This is a genomic window from Agromyces ramosus (assembly GCF_030817175.1).
Classification (GTDB): Bacteria; Actinomycetota; Actinomycetes; order Actinomycetales; family Microbacteriaceae; genus Agromyces; species Agromyces ramosus_A.
In genome coordinates, this window is the sequence record NZ_JAUSYY010000001.1 from 385,982 (window position 1) to 400,050 (window position 14,069).

The window sequence follows — 14,069 nt, forward strand, 5'->3', positions numbered from 1 at the left end:
TCACCTTCCCGTGTGCCTGGCGATGTTGCTCGTCAGCGACAGGTAGCCGAGCACGAAGCCGACTCCCCACGAGACGTGTATGCACGGCAAGACTACGAGAAACCACGCCGCGGTGGCGCCACCGCGCCCGCGGGCGTAGCCGATCGTCGCGGCCACGACGAACAGCGCATACACGGCCGGCACGAGGAAACCGAGGAGCAGCCACGGCGCGGCGCCCATGAGCGCCTGCATGACGCCGACGAGACCGAGGACGAGGCCGAGCGCGACGCCGATCACCATGATCGGCGGGATGAAGTACCGGATGCCGTTCGCCGACGGGAAGCGACGGGCGAGCTCCCCGCGCCAGAGCCCCGTCGAGAACATCTGGCGGGCGAGTCGCTCGAGCGTGGATCGCGGACGATAGGTGACCCCGAGCGCCGGCGTGAACCACACCGTGCCGCCGGTCTCGCGCAGGCGACGATTCAGCTCCCAGTCTTGTCCGCGCTTGATGCTCTCGTCGAAGAGGCCGACCCGGAGGAGCGCGCTGCGGCGGAACACGCCGAGGTACACGGTGTCGGCCGGCCCCTCGTCGCCGCCGACGTGGAACGCCGAACCGCCGAGGCCCACCTTGGTCGTGTAGGCGAGGGCGACGGCACGCTCGAACGGCGTCTCGCCCTGTGCGTCCATGATGCCGCCGACGTTGTCGGCGCCCGTGCGCTCGAGCGTCTCGACGGCGATCCTCGCGTAGTCGGGGGGCAGCATGGAGTGCGAGTCGACGCGCACGACCACCGGATGCTGCGCGGCCCTGATGCCGATGTTCAGGCCCGCCGGAGTCGAGCCGATCTCGTTCTCGAGCACGCGGACTCGTGCATCGCGGGAGGCGAGATCGGCGACGAGCTCGTTCGTGCCGTCGATCGATGGACCGAGTGCGATGAGCACCTCGACCGGGCCCGCATAGTCTTGCGCGAGGATCGACCCGACGGCCGCGCGAACGTGCGACGCATCGTTGAGCACGGGCATGACGTAGGAGACGCCGAGGAGCGGCGACGACGTCGCCTCAGGGTGTTGCTCGGGCATGTTCCTCACTCGCGCTCGGGTCGATCGAGCCTAGCAGCCGCGTCCGTCGGGGGCCCGATCGGCGGACGGGAACGACGGGGCCGGATCGTGGAGATCCGGCCCCGCCGTGCGGCATCCGCGGTGCTGCGATCAGCCCTCGAACGTACCGACCGTGACGTCGATGGTCTGCGACTCGCCATCGCGCGTGAACGTGATGTCGGCGGTCGCGCCGCCCGGCAGTGCCCGGACCTGCGCCGTGAGGTCGGTCTGGTCGGTGATCGGCACGCCGTTGAAGCCCGTCACGACGTCGCCGGCCTGCAGGCCGGCCTTCGCCGCGGCGCCATCGGGGCTGACCTCGGAGATGAGGGCGCCGACCGTGTCGCTCGAGCCCTCGGCCTCGGCCGACGTGACCGTCGCACCGAGCAGGCCGTGCGTGGCTGCGCCGTTCTCGATGATCTCGTTCGCGATGCGCTCGGCGAGGTTCGACGGGACCGCGAAGCCGACGCCGATGTTGCCGGCCTCGGCCTGGGCGCCGCCGGCCGACAGGATCGCCACGTTGATGCCGATCAGCCTGCCCTCGGAGTCGACGAGCGCCCCGCCGGAGTTGCCGGGGTTGATCGCGGCATCCGTCTGGATCACCGGAAGGGCGACCTGGCCGGACGCGGTGGGTTGCTGCTGCTCTTCACCGCCGTCGGGGTTGGGCAGGTCGAAGAAGAAGTCGAACGGGTCGGACTGCTCGCCCTCGCCCCCGCCTTCGCTGCCGTCGCCCTGGGAGTCGTCGGGCGTCTCGGGTGCCGCCGACGACGCGACGTCGATCGATCGGTTCAGCGCGCTCACGATGCCGTTCGTGACCGTGCCGGAGAGGCCGAGCGGGGCCCCGATCGCGATCGCGGTGTCGCCGACATCGAGCTTGTCGGAGTCGGCGAACTCGAGCGGCGTGAGGCCGGAGGCATCCACGAGCTTGATCACGGCGAGGTCGGAGAGCGGGTCGGTGCCGACGAGCTCGGCGTCGTAGAGGCGCCCGTCATCGGTCTTCACCTGGATCGCCGGGTCGCCGGTGGCACCGTCGAGGGTGACCACGTGGGTGTTGGTGAGCACGTAGCCGTCGTCGGAGAGGATGACGCCCGACCCCGTGCCGCCGGACTGGCCGCCCGAAACCGAGATCGTGACGACGCTCGGGCTCGCCTTGGCGGCCACGGCGGTGATCTGGTTCACGGAGTCCGTGTCGTTCACGACGATGCTCTGGGCGTCGGCGCCCTCGCTCGAGGCGGGCGACTGGCTGCCCACGACGAGGGCGGTGATGCCCGCACCAGACGCGCCACCGATGAGCGCCGCAGCGACCACGGCGGCCGCGATGCCGAGGCCGACCCGGCGCTGCTTCGGCGCAGGCTCAGCGGTCGTGCCCTGCGCAGGTGCGCCGGCGAGCGGCACGGTCGGCTGGGTCGCGTACTGCGACGGCGGCGCGGCCTGCGGGCCGCCGAATGCGGGGGGCACCTGCCCCGACACCGGCGCCGTCGAAGCGGTCTGGTGCTCGTACTGCGGTGCGTGGTAGGGCTGGGGTGCCTGGCCGGGGTGGTAGACCGTGCCCGTCGCGGGGGCGGCAGGCGCTGCGGCCGCAGCGGCCGGCTCGGCAGGAGCAGCGGGCGCGGCGGCGGCCGGCTCGGCCTGCGTGGCCGTTGCTGCCGGCTCGGGCTCGGCAGCGGTGGCCGGAGCGACCGGAGTGGCGGAGGTGGCGGGAGTCTCGACGCCCTCGGCGGGCGCCGACGTTGCAGCGGTCTCGGCCGCGGCGGCGGGCTCGGCGGCGTTGCGCTCGCGGGCCTCTCCCGTGGGGCCGTCAGTGTTGTCGGTCATGTCTGCTCCTTCCAAAGCCATGCCAGCATCCCGCCGGAAGCTGTGTGCCGCATCGGCGGAGTCTGTGATCCGACTATGCCCGAGCAGTGATTCGTCCGTACGTCGACGAGCCCTGCCGAGGCGACCCGTCGGCGCCTAGCCAGCGTAGCCGCCGCACCCTCGCGTACGGTGTGAACGTGAGCGACTTCTCCCCTGCGCCCGGCCTGCGTCCGTGGCAGCGGACGGCGGCCGGCGCCGGCCTCCTCGCCGCCGACGGCACGATCGCTGCGACCATCTTCGCCGAGATGAGTGCGCTCGCCATGCGAACCGGTGCGATCAACCTCGGCCAGGGGTTCCCCGACGAAGACGGACCGGCCGTCGTGCTCGAGGCCGCCCGCCAGGCGATCGCCGACGGGGTCAACCAGTACCCGCCCGGCATCGGGGCGCCGGTGCTGCGCGAGGCCATCGCCGCGCACCAGCGGCGCTGGTACGGGCTCGAGTTCGACGCGGCATCCGAGGTGCTCGTGACCGCCGGCGCCACCGAGGGGCTCGCCGCGACATTGCTCGCGCTCGTCGACACCGGCGACGAGGTCGTCACGTTCGAGCCCTACTACGACGCCTACGCGGCACTCATCGCCCGAGCCGGCGGCGTGCATCGCACGGTGCCGCTGCGGTTCCCCGACTGGCGGCCCGATCCCGACGAACTGCGCGCCGCCGTCACCGACCGCACCCGCGTGATCCTCGTGAACTCCCCGCACAATCCGACCGGGGCCGTGCTCGACCCCGAGACGCTCGCGCTCGTCGTCGAGCTCGCGACCCGCCACGACGCGATCATCGTGACCGACGAGGTGTACGAACACCTGACGTTCGGCGCACCGCACGTGCCGATCGCCACCCTGCCCGGCGCCCGCGAGCGAACGATCTCGATCTCGTCGGGCGGCAAGACGTTCAGCACCACCGGCTGGAAGATCGGCTGGCTCACCGCGCCCGCCTCACTCGTCACGAGTGTGCTCGCGGTGAAGCAGTACCTCACGTTCGTGAACGGCGCACCGTTCCAGCCGGCGATCGCCGTGGGTCTCGGCCTGCCCGATTCCTCGTTCACGGATGCCGCAGCCGCACTCGGCGCGAAACGCGACGTGCTCGCAGCGGGGCTCACGGCGGCCGGCTTCGCCGTGTCGCTTCCCGAGGCCGGCTACTTCATCGTCGCCGACGCCGCACCGCTCGGCCACGACGACGGTGCGGCCCTCTGCCGGCAGCTGCCCGAGCTCGCGGGCGTCGTGGGGGTGCCGGTGACGGCATTCGTGCATCCTGATCGGCACGAGGCCTCTCGCAGCCTCGTGCGCTTCGCGTTCTGCAAGCGGCTCGAGGTGCTCGAGGAGGCGTCGCGGCGCCTCGCCGGGCTCAGCGCCCGGTGACTGGCTCGTCGCGTCCGACTCGCTCGCCCACATCGAAGCGGCGGAGCGCGAGCGCCGGGTTCACGCGGCGCACGGCATCGATGCGCTCCCGAGACACCCACGCGACCGCGACGTCCGTCGCCTCGCCGATCGTCGCGAGCTCGACCCCCATCGGGTCGACGATCATGCTGTTGCCGGCGCCGACGGGCGGCGCGTGGTCGGCTGCGGCGACGTACATCGTGTTCTCGATCGCGCGCGCCGTGGTGAGCACCCGCCAGTGCGCCTCTTTCAGCGGCCCGCGCACCCACTCGGCGGGCATGCAGACCACGTCGGCGCCCGCGTCGACGATGCGCCTGGTCACCTCGGGGAACCGCGCGTCGTAGCAGGTCTGCAGGCCGAAGCGGATGCCGCCCGCCTCGAATGTCTCCGGCGCCGCGATGTCGCCCGGCGCCACCCAGTCGGACTCGCGCTGCCCGAACGCGTCGTACAGGTGCAGCTTGCGGTACCGCGCCACGACACCCTCGCCCGGGGCGACCGCGACGACGGTGTTGCCGACCCGGCGCCCGTCGCCGTCGATGCGCTCGATCAGCCCCGCGACGAGGTGGATGCCGAGACGATCGGCGAGCGCGTTGAGGCGCTCCGTGAACGGTCCGCCGACCGGCTCCGACGCAGCGTGCCATTCGGGCCCCGGCTCAGGCGTGAAGAAGCTCGAGTACTCGGGGAACACGACGAGTCGGGCCCCTCGTGCAGCGGCGAGCTCGGCGAGGCGGGTGATCTCACTGAGATTCGCCTCGGAATCGGCACCGGGCGCGAATTGCGCGACGGCGATCGCGAATCCGGTCGTGTCGCTCTGCATGCCGACAGCCTAGGCGGCGATCGCGCCTCGGCGCACCGTCGTCTCCGCGCACTCGGAGAGCGGTTTCACATTGCTGGCAACCCCTTTTCATGAAGGAAACCTCGTGTTTGAATGACCCGGTTCAACCCGGGAGCCGCACCGTCGCGGCATCCGGCATCCGATCGGTCCCCGCTCGAGGAAGGCAGACCGTCTGGGCTCGGTGGGGCCATGAAAGAGGGGGACACTGCCGTGCTCCGAGTTCCACGCCGAACGATCGGCGCCGTCATGAGCGGCACGATCGCCGTCACGTTGGTGGCAACGGCCGCCGCACCGGCGAATGCCGACGACCACGAGAACCTTCCGGGCGAGCCGACGCTCACCCTTCCCATCAACGACAGTGAAGCCGGTGGCACCTACGACCAGGACTTCACGCGGGTCTACGCCGGGGTCACCCCCGACGGCACGCCCGTCTACATCTACGTCCCCGAGGGCACTCCGCTCGACGGCACGGCCCCGACCGGCGTTGCGAGCCTCGACCCGGCCTATGACCCTACTCCCGATGACGAGTTCGTCCCGTGTGCGGCCGCGGAAGCCGAGGACTTCACCCTCACGCAAGCGCAGATCGACTACATGGGCGACGAGCTCGCGAACCAGATCGTCGCCGTCGACGAGGAGCACTTCGGACTCATGGGTGCGGCGAACCCGGATGAACCGGCGAGCGACTCCCTCGTCATGGTCGTCTACAACGTGCAGGACGCCAACTACTACGACTGCGAGGAGACGACCTACACGGCGGGGTACTTCGCTCCGGAATTCATCGACACCTCCGGCATCAACGCGATCGTGATCGACGCCTTCGACTGGGCGAACCGGGTCGGGCCGGCCGACTCGCCGTGGAACGACGATGACCCCGCCAACGACCAGCCCACGCTCTACGAGGGCGTCATCGCCCACGAACTGGAGCACCTGCTGCACAACTACAGCGACCCCGGCGAGCTGTCGTGGGTCGACGAGGGGCTCGCCGACTTCGCCGTGTTCCTCAACGGCTACGACGTGGGCGGCTCGCACCTGAGCAATCACCAGGTGTTCTACGCCGAGACCTCGCTCACCAGATGGGGCGGGTCGCTCGCGAACTACGGCGCTGCGTACACCTTCTTCCAGTACCTGTGGGAGCAGGCTGGCGGCAACGGCGACGGCACGTACGAGCCCGATCTCAGCTACGACGCCGCCGGCGGCGACCTGCTCATCAAGCTGATCTTCGAGAACCAGGCCGACGGCATGGAGGGCGTGCAGGCCGCGATCGACGAGTTCAACGCCCAGACGGGCGCCGGGCTTCGGGCGGCGGACGAGCTGTACCAGGACTGGGCCGTCGCCGTATACCTCGACGACGAGGCATCCGACCGCTTCGACATCAAGGCCGTGGACTTCGGCGACCCGGCGTTCACGAGCTGGACGATGGACATCGCCGACGACCAGTTCTGGGGCGGCCGCGGCTCGAACCAGGGCGCTCAGCCCGAGGCGAAGTGGCTGCGCCGCGCGAACGGGCAGAGCTCCATCGCCCTGCCGTACGGCCTGCAGGTCGAGCGGTTCCGCAACCCGGGTCCGAACGTCGCCGTCTCGCTCGACGGCGACGACACGACGCGGATCGCACCTCACACCGGAGAGACGCACTGGTACGCGGGATACGAGAGCCAGGCCGACAACATCCTCGACGCTGAGGTCGCCGGCCCGGTCACGTCGCTCGACTTCTGGACGTGGCACTTCATCGAGGAGGGCTGGGACTACGGGTTCGTCGAGGCGCTCGTCGGCGGCGAGTGGGTCACGGTGCCCCTCATCGACGACTCGGGCGCCGTCGTCACCACGAACGACGACCCGCATGGCAACAACACCGAGGGCAACGGCATCACTGGCACGTCGGGCGGCGAGTACTTCGTCGACGAGCCGGTGTACGTGCACTACACGGCGCAAGTGCCTGCAGGCACGACCGATGTGCGGTTCCGGTACTCGACGGATGCGGCCTACCTCGACACCGGATGGTTCGTCGACGACGTGCTCGTCAATGGGCAGCCCGTGTCGCTCACCTCGGCCGAGGGCGAGTGGTTCGAGACGACCGGACTCCAGGACAACAACTGGACGCTTCAGGTCGTCGCGCGCTGCGACCTCACACCGGGAGTCGACTCCTCGTTCGAGATCGTCGACGAGGCGGGCAACCACGTGTACCGGCTGGAAGGCGACCTCATCACACAAGGCGGCTTCGACACCACGTGCGCGAAGGGTCCGAACCGTGACTTCGCGACACTCGTCTCGAACCTGCCGACGGGTGACCTGACGTTCCTCGACGCGGGCTACGCGCTCAACGTCACGAACACCGGAAAGGGCAAGAAGGGCTGAGTCCACAGGGCTCTGCTGCCGTGAGGTGACGAGGATCCCGGTCTCACTCGGACCGGGATCTTCTCACCTCTATACGGGCGGGACGCGTCGGGTGTCTGGCGCCGGCCAGCGCAGAGCAAAGGCCCGGAATCGTGATGATTCCGGGCCTTCGTGGTTGCGGGGGCAGGATTTGAACCTACGACCTCTGGGTTATGAGCCCAGCGAGCTACCGAACTGCTCCACCCCGCGGCACAAGAGATAACACTAGCATGCGGTGCATCCGTCGTCCAATCGAGCGCGGGGGTCAGAACGACATCGCGACGAGCACGAGTACCGGCAGCAGCACCTGGGTCGCCGCAGTCTTCCACAGCCCCAGCTCGGTGAAGAGCAGCACGAACCCGAGCACGATCATTGCGATGCTCACGAAGATCACGAGGGCGCGCCCCACCTGCTCCTGCCCGAGGTTCACGAGCACGACGCCGGAGAGCGCACCGACCCCCCAGACGATGTCGGAGAAGCCGGCATTGACGACCCAGAGCCGCACGGTCTCGGTGTCTTCTGGCCGGATGAGGAAGAGTCGGCGGAATCGCTGGTTGCGGAACGCGAACGCCTCGAGCACCCCGACACCGATGAGCACGAGTCCCTCGACGATGGTGAGCACCTGCGCAGCGGTGTTCATGCGGTCAGTGTGCTCTCGCCACCGTTCCAGGGCAACCCCCAAAGCGGATGACACACCCTGAGTCGGGCCGGCCGCGGCCGACCCGACTCACGCAGAATGGTGCAACTACTCTGCGGTCGGCGCCTCGGTCGCGGGCGCCTCGGTCGAGGTGCCCTCGGTCGAGGTGGCCTGGAGGAGTTTCGCGATGATCTCGGCCAGCTGGGCGTCGGCGGCACCATAGGCGGCCCAGTCGCCCTCGGCCAGCGCGGCCTGCTTGTTCTTCAACGCCTGCGAGGCCTGATTGAGCAGGGCCTGCACCTCGTCGTTCGGCGTGGTGGGCGTAGTGGGCGTCGTGGGCTCACCCTCGGGCGGCGTGGGTTCGGTTCCGGGCTCGACCTCGTTGTCGCCGGCATCAGCCCCGGAGTCGCCTCCGAACAGCACGTCGAGCGCGAGGTCGAGCGTGTCCTGGAAGGCGATCTGATCACCGAACGCGACGAGCACCTTCTGCAGCAGCGGGTAGCTCGTGTTGCCCGTGGACTTCACGTACACCGGTTGCACGTAGAGCAGGCCGCCGCCGACCGGCACCGTCAGCAGGTTGCCGTTGATCACGTCGGACTGGCCCTGCGCGAGGAGGTTCAGCGATTGCGACACGGTGGGGTCGCCGTTGAACTGCGCTTGCACCTGACCCGGGCCTGGGACGCTGTCGTCCTCGGGCAGCGTCAACAGGCGGAGCTTGCCATACCCGTCGCTTCGCTCGCCGTCGGTGCTGCCGGCATCGGCATCTGCAGCGAGGTAGCCGCGCAGCACATTGCGGCTCTGGTCGCCGCGCGCCTCGGGAATGAAGGTCGAGTACAGCGAGTACGCCGGAACGTCCTGGCCCGGCATCTGCATCGTCAGGTAGTACGGCGGCTGCAGGAGCGTGCTCGCCGCCGGCGCCGTCGGATCCTTCGGGGTCGTCCACGCGTCTTCACGGGAGTAGAACGCGCTGGCGTCGGTCACGTGGTAGCGACCGAGTACGGCCCGCTGCACCTTGAAGAGGTCGGCTGGGTAGCGCACGTGACTCATGAGCTCGCCCGACATCTCACTCATCGGCTTGATCGTCGTGGGGAAGATCTTCTGCCACGTCTGGAGGATCGGGTCCTCGTCGTCCCACGCGTAGAGCGTGACAGTGCCGTCGTAGGCGTCGACGGTGGCCTTCACGGAGTTGCGGATGTAGTTGATCTCGTCGAACGCGAGGGCGGGGGCGAGTCCCTCGCTGTCGGCGATCGCGTCGCTCATGCTGACCTTGTTCGAGTACGGGAACTGATCGGTGAGCGTGTAGCCGTCGACGATCCAGACGATGCGCCCGTCGACGACCGAGGGGTAGGTGTCGGAGTCGAGCGTGAGGTACGGCGCGACCTTCTGCACACGCTCGATCGGTTCGCGGTCGTAGAGGATCTGCGAGTCGGTGCTCACCTGGTCGGACAGGAAGATCTGCTCGGACTGGAACTTCAGGGCATAGACGAGCTTGGTGAAGACGTTGTCGAGCTTCGGACCGCCGTCGCCGGCGAATGTCGTCTGAGTCTGCTCCTCGTTGCCGCCGCCGGCCGGATAGTCGAGCTCGACGGGCGGGTCGCCTTCGGGGGCACCGACGATCGAATAGGGCGGCGAGGTCTCGCCGAAGTAGACGCGCGGTTCGAAGTCGCCGAGCGAACCCGTGGAGGGGATTCCCGATTGCAGGAACACGGGCTGGCCGTCAACTGAGCGCTGGTTGCCGGCGGCCGCGACGAGGCCGTACCCGTGCGTGTAGACGAGGTGCGAGTTGAACCAGGTCTCGGCGTCGCCGAGTCCCGAGAGCGCAACGTCACGCACCGCCACCACGGTGTCTTGCGTCGTGCCGTCGATCTGGTATCGGTCGACATCGAGCGCCTCGGGGAACTGGTAGTACTGGCGGAATTGCTCGAGCTGCTGGAACGCCGGGCTGATGACGAGCGGGTCCATGAGGCGGATGCTCGCCGTCGTGGTCGCGTCGGCACGGAGTGCGCCCGGCTCGGCGTCGGTCTTCGCCTCGAACGGGATCTGCTCCACATCGGCCACGTCGTAGGCGTCGCGAGTGAGGTCGATGTTGCGCTGGATGTACGGGGCCTCGAGCGACCGTGCACTCGGGTCGACCTGGAAGCGCTGCACGATCCACGGGTAGAGCGAGCCGATGAGCAGGCTCGAGACGATGAGGAGCGCCGTGCCGACGAGCGGCAGGCGCCAGCGACCGATCACCGCGGTGATGAAGAACAGCACTGCGACGACCGCGGCGATGGCGGCCAGGATGCCGCGGCCGGGGATCGTCGCGTTCACGTCGGTGTACGCGGCGCCCGTGATCAGCGAGCCCGTCTCGGAGACGGTGGCGTACTGGTCGAGCCAGATGCTCACGGCCTGCAGCAACAGGTAGATGCCCGCCGTCACGGCGATCTGGACGCGCGCAGACTTGGAGATGACGACCTCGCGTCCACTCACGCGGATGGCGCCGTAGAGGTAGTTCGTCGCGATGACGAGCAGCACGGAGAGCAGTACCACTGCCGAGGCGAAGCCGACGATCGAGCGGTAGAAGGGCAGTTCGAACACGTAGAAGCCCACGTCGAAGCCGAACTGCGGGTCGGTCGTGCCGAACGGCGTGCGATTCAGCCAGGCGAGGGTGAGTTCCCAACGACTCGACACCGAGACCCCGGCGAACACGCCGAGCACCGCGGGGATGCCGTACATCGCAAGCCGGCGCAGCGGCTCGAACACCTCCTGGTAGCGATCGAGCTGCGAGTTCAGCTTCGCGTACACGGGCCGCGTGCGGTAGGCGAGCTGGATCGACGCCCACACGGGCACGGCCATGGCGACGAAGCCGATGGCGAACAGGACGAGGCGCGCGATCCATTCGGTGGTGAGCACCGGGAGGTAGCCGAGCTGGTCGTACCACAGCACGTCGGCGTAGAGTCCGGTGAACACGAAGAACGCGATGACGAGCGCGGCCACCACTCCGACGGTGATGGCGATCGGCGCACGGCGGCGCGAAGTCCTCGGTTCTTGCGGCATTGCTGACACTCTCGGCCTCATGTTCGGTCGGGACGGGATCGGGACTCCATCCTAGAGTCGCTCGCTTGGAATCGCCTGTTCAGGCCGCGGGGCACGACGGGTAGGAGCCCGTCAACTCGCCGTCGCCGAGATCTTCGACGATCGTGCGTGCCTCGTCGAGAGTCTTCACGGCGAACACGGAGACGCCGTCGGGCACATGGCCGGTCACCTCGTCGCAATTCACCTCGGGTGCGAGGAACCACTCGGCACCGGCATCCCTCGCCCCCCAGAGCTTCTGACGGATGCCGCCGATCGCGCCGACCGCGCCGACCGAGTCGATCGTGCCGGTGCCCGCGATGATCTCACCGCCGGTCATCGCGCCGGGAGTGAGCTTGTCGACGATGCCGAGTGCGAACATCATGCCCGCACTCGGTCCGCCGACGTTGTCGAGCTGGAGCTCGACCTCGAAGGGGAACTCATAGTGCATGCGGACCCCCACGCCGAGCACGGCGGTGCCGTTGCGTTCGACCGGCGTCACCTCGACGGTCTGCTCGACGCCGTCGCGTTCGATGACGATCGACGCCGGGGCATCCGACCCGTGCTCGCGGACCGCGTGCTGGAGCTCGCCGATCGAGTTCACGTCGGTGCCGTCGAGCGAGAGGATCACGTCGTCCTCTTCGATGACGCCGTCGGCCGGCGAGTCGTCGAGGAGTCCGACGACGGTGACCTCGCGGGTGAAGTCGATGTCGAGCTCGACGAGCGCGGCGGCGATCGCATCCTGCTGGGAGTCGACCATCGCGGCCTGGTTCTGCGCGTCGCGGTCTTCATCGCTGAGGCCGGGCGGGAAGATCGCCTCGACCGGCACCACGGAACGGGTGGGGTCGGCCCACGCGAGGAGCACCTCGAACCAATTCGGCGTCTGCCCCGGACGGCCGACCACCGAGACGGTGAGGAGGTTCAGCTCGCCGTCGGTGGGATAGGTGGTCTCATCGGGGATCTCGATGAGGGGCACTTCCTCGTCATCGCCGTTCTTCGCGACGCCGAGCGTGTCGTAGACGGGGCCCGGCTGCTCGATGACATACGGCGACGGCAGCAGCGCGAACACGACCGCGATCGCCACCGCGAGCGTGATGGCCCCCCAGCCGATGCGCTCGCCGCGTGAACGCCGATCGTGCCTGGCTGGGATCGCCGACGGCTCGTCGGTGAAGAGGGCCATCGTGTTCCTTCCGGGGCGACGGGACGTCGCCGCATGCGAGCGCCGGGTGCCGGCACTGTTCGCGAAGGGCGGACAGCCGGAACGCCCAGCCTAGGCCATTTCCCAGACTCGCGGCCGTGCCCCGGCGTTACGGTTGAGGGGACGCGACTTGGAGGTGGCGACAGTGGCCGATCGGGACGATGAGCCTGGCGACCGGAACCCCGAAGACGAGTTCCGCGAGATGCTCCGTGAGCTCCTCTCGGGCGCTGGAGGCATCGATCCGTCGAGCCTCGCAGGGGCGGCCGGCCTTCCCAACGACCCGGCGAGCCTCGCCGCCCTGTTCGGGCAGTTGCAGCAGGCGATGAACCGCGGCGGCGACGGCATCGACTGGGACGTCGCCCTCCGCCAGGGCGAGGAGCGCGCGGCATCCGGCCAGCAGCAGATCACCGACGAGCAGCGCGCACGCCTCGACCAGGCGTTCCAGGTCGCGGCGCTCTGGCTCGATGAGGCCGTCGACTTCTCCGCACTGCCCACGACCCCCGAGCTCCTCACGCGGCGAGCGTGGGTGGCGGCGACCATGCCGATCTGGTCGCAGTTGGCCGAACCCGTCGCCCTCTCGATCTCCGACGCCCTCACGCGGGTCATGAGCGAGCAGGCTCCAGAAGAGATGCGCGCCATGATCGAGGGCGCGAGCCGAATGATGCGCGGCATCGGCGGCGCCCTGTTCGCCATGCAGCTCGGGCAGGTCGTCGGCCAGCTCGCGACCGAGGTCGTCTCGGGCGGAGACATCGGCATTCCACTGCTCGAAGACGGCCGCGCCGCGATCCTGCCGCAGAACGCGGCGGTGTTCGGCGAGGGACTCGACATCCCGACCGATCAGGTCGAGCTCTACCTCGCGGTGCGGGAGCTCGCGCACGCCCGGCTCTTCCGCCACGCGCGCTGGCTGCGACTCCACCTCATCACGGCGATCACGGCCTTCGCCCGTGGCATCGACATCGACCTCGAGCGCCTCGAGCAGCTGGCCGAGGGATTCGATCCAGCGAACACCGAAGAGCTGCGCAACGCCGTCGTCAACGGCGCGCTCATCCGGCCCAAGAGCGGGGCCCAGGAGGCAGCGCTCGCCCGCCTCGAGACGATGCTCGCGCTCGTCGAGGGCTGGGTCGACGCCGCCACCGCCGACGCCACCGGCCGACTGCCGAAGTCCGACGCGATCGCCGAGTCCATCCGCCGCCGCCGCGCGTCGGGCGGCCCCGCCGAGTCGGCGTTCGCGACGCTCGTCGGTCTCGAGCTCCGGCCGCGCCGGCTGCGCGAGGCGACCGCCATGTGGCGGGCCGTCACCGAGGCGGTCGGCGTCGAGGCTCGCGACGCGCTCTGGTCGCACCCCGACCTCCTGCCGACGAGCGAGGACCTCGACGACCCGAGCCGCCTCATCGCGCGCCTCACGGGCGCCGACACCTCGGAGTCCGAAGCCGACGACGAGTTCGACCAGGCGCTCGAGCAGCTCCTTCGAGGCGAGACGCCGGCGGCGCCCGGCGAAGACGGCGAGGAGCCGAAGGGCTGATCCGGTCCGAACGCCAGGCTGATCGGCTGGACTCTGCGGCCTGATCCGGCGGCCTGTGGACGGATGCACCGGCGAGCTGCGCGATTCGGGCATGCTCTCGGCATGGCACCGCGCATCGACCCGAACCTTCCCCTCGTCTGGCGCACTCCGAACGA

General features: G+C 69.4%; 9 protein-coding genes and 1 tRNA gene. 3 read left to right on the forward strand and 7 right to left on the reverse strand.

What is annotated here, in order from left to right; translation table 11 throughout:
• Both QFZ26_RS01845 and QFZ26_RS01850 read right to left on the reverse strand, forming a co-directional pair.
• Entirely contained in the window at positions 1–1,056 is a 1,056-nt protein-coding gene (locus QFZ26_RS01845; RefSeq protein WP_307038778.1) for a glycosyltransferase family 2 protein, read from the reverse strand.
• Between the two features lie 129 nt (positions 1,057–1,185).
• Positions 1,186–2,886 (reverse strand): S1C family serine protease, encoded by a 1,701-nt coding sequence (locus tag QFZ26_RS01850; protein ID WP_307038779.1) that lies wholly within the window; start codon positions 2,884–2,886, stop codon positions 1,186–1,188.
• Between the two features lie 176 nt (positions 2,887–3,062).
• On the opposite strand from QFZ26_RS01850, the gene QFZ26_RS01855 reads away from it, so the two are divergent.
• Entirely contained in the window at positions 3,063–4,280 is a 1,218-nt protein-coding gene (locus QFZ26_RS01855; protein WP_307038780.1) for an aminotransferase class I/II-fold pyridoxal phosphate-dependent enzyme, read from the forward strand.
• Here QFZ26_RS01855 and QFZ26_RS01860 read toward each other — a convergent pair.
• Complete coding sequence (locus tag QFZ26_RS01860) at positions 4,267–5,115, reverse strand: carbon-nitrogen hydrolase family protein (RefSeq protein ID WP_307038781.1); 849 nt, start codon at positions 5,113–5,115, stop codon at positions 4,267–4,269. The genes QFZ26_RS01855 and QFZ26_RS01860 overlap by 14 nt on opposite strands.
• A gap of 264 nt (positions 5,116–5,379) precedes the next feature.
• Between QFZ26_RS01860 and QFZ26_RS01865 the strand changes: the two genes are divergently transcribed.
• Positions 5,380–7,485, forward strand: coding sequence for a hypothetical protein (locus QFZ26_RS01865; protein ID WP_307038782.1), 2,106 nt, complete (start codon positions 5,380–5,382; stop codon positions 7,483–7,485).
• 151 nt (positions 7,486–7,636) lie between these two features.
• Here QFZ26_RS01865 and QFZ26_RS01870 read toward each other — a convergent pair.
• From QFZ26_RS01870 to QFZ26_RS01885, 4 genes are all read right to left on the reverse strand, one after another.
• Positions 7,637–7,713: transfer RNA gene (locus QFZ26_RS01870), tRNA-Met, on the reverse strand.
• A 55-nt stretch (positions 7,714–7,768) separates the two neighbouring features.
• A complete protein-coding gene (locus QFZ26_RS01875; RefSeq protein ID WP_307038783.1) occupies positions 7,769–8,143 on the reverse strand; it encodes a DUF1304 family protein in 375 nt (124 codons plus the stop codon).
• Between the two features lie 105 nt (positions 8,144–8,248).
• Positions 8,249–11,179, reverse strand: a complete 2,931-nt coding sequence (locus QFZ26_RS01880) for a UPF0182 family membrane protein (protein ID WP_307038784.1) — start codon at positions 11,177–11,179, stop codon at positions 8,249–8,251.
• A gap of 79 nt (positions 11,180–11,258) precedes the next feature.
• Positions 11,259–12,374: a YlbL family protein gene (locus QFZ26_RS01885; RefSeq protein WP_307038785.1), complete on the reverse strand. Its 1,116-nt coding sequence runs from the start codon at positions 12,372–12,374 to the stop codon at positions 11,259–11,261.
• A gap of 220 nt (positions 12,375–12,594) precedes the next feature.
• On the opposite strand from QFZ26_RS01885, the gene QFZ26_RS01890 reads away from it, so the two are divergent.
• Positions 12,595–13,914, forward strand: a complete 1,320-nt coding sequence (locus tag QFZ26_RS01890; protein ID WP_307044883.1) for a zinc-dependent metalloprotease — start codon at positions 12,595–12,597, stop codon at positions 13,912–13,914.
• Positions 13,915–14,069: the final 155 nt, after the last annotated feature.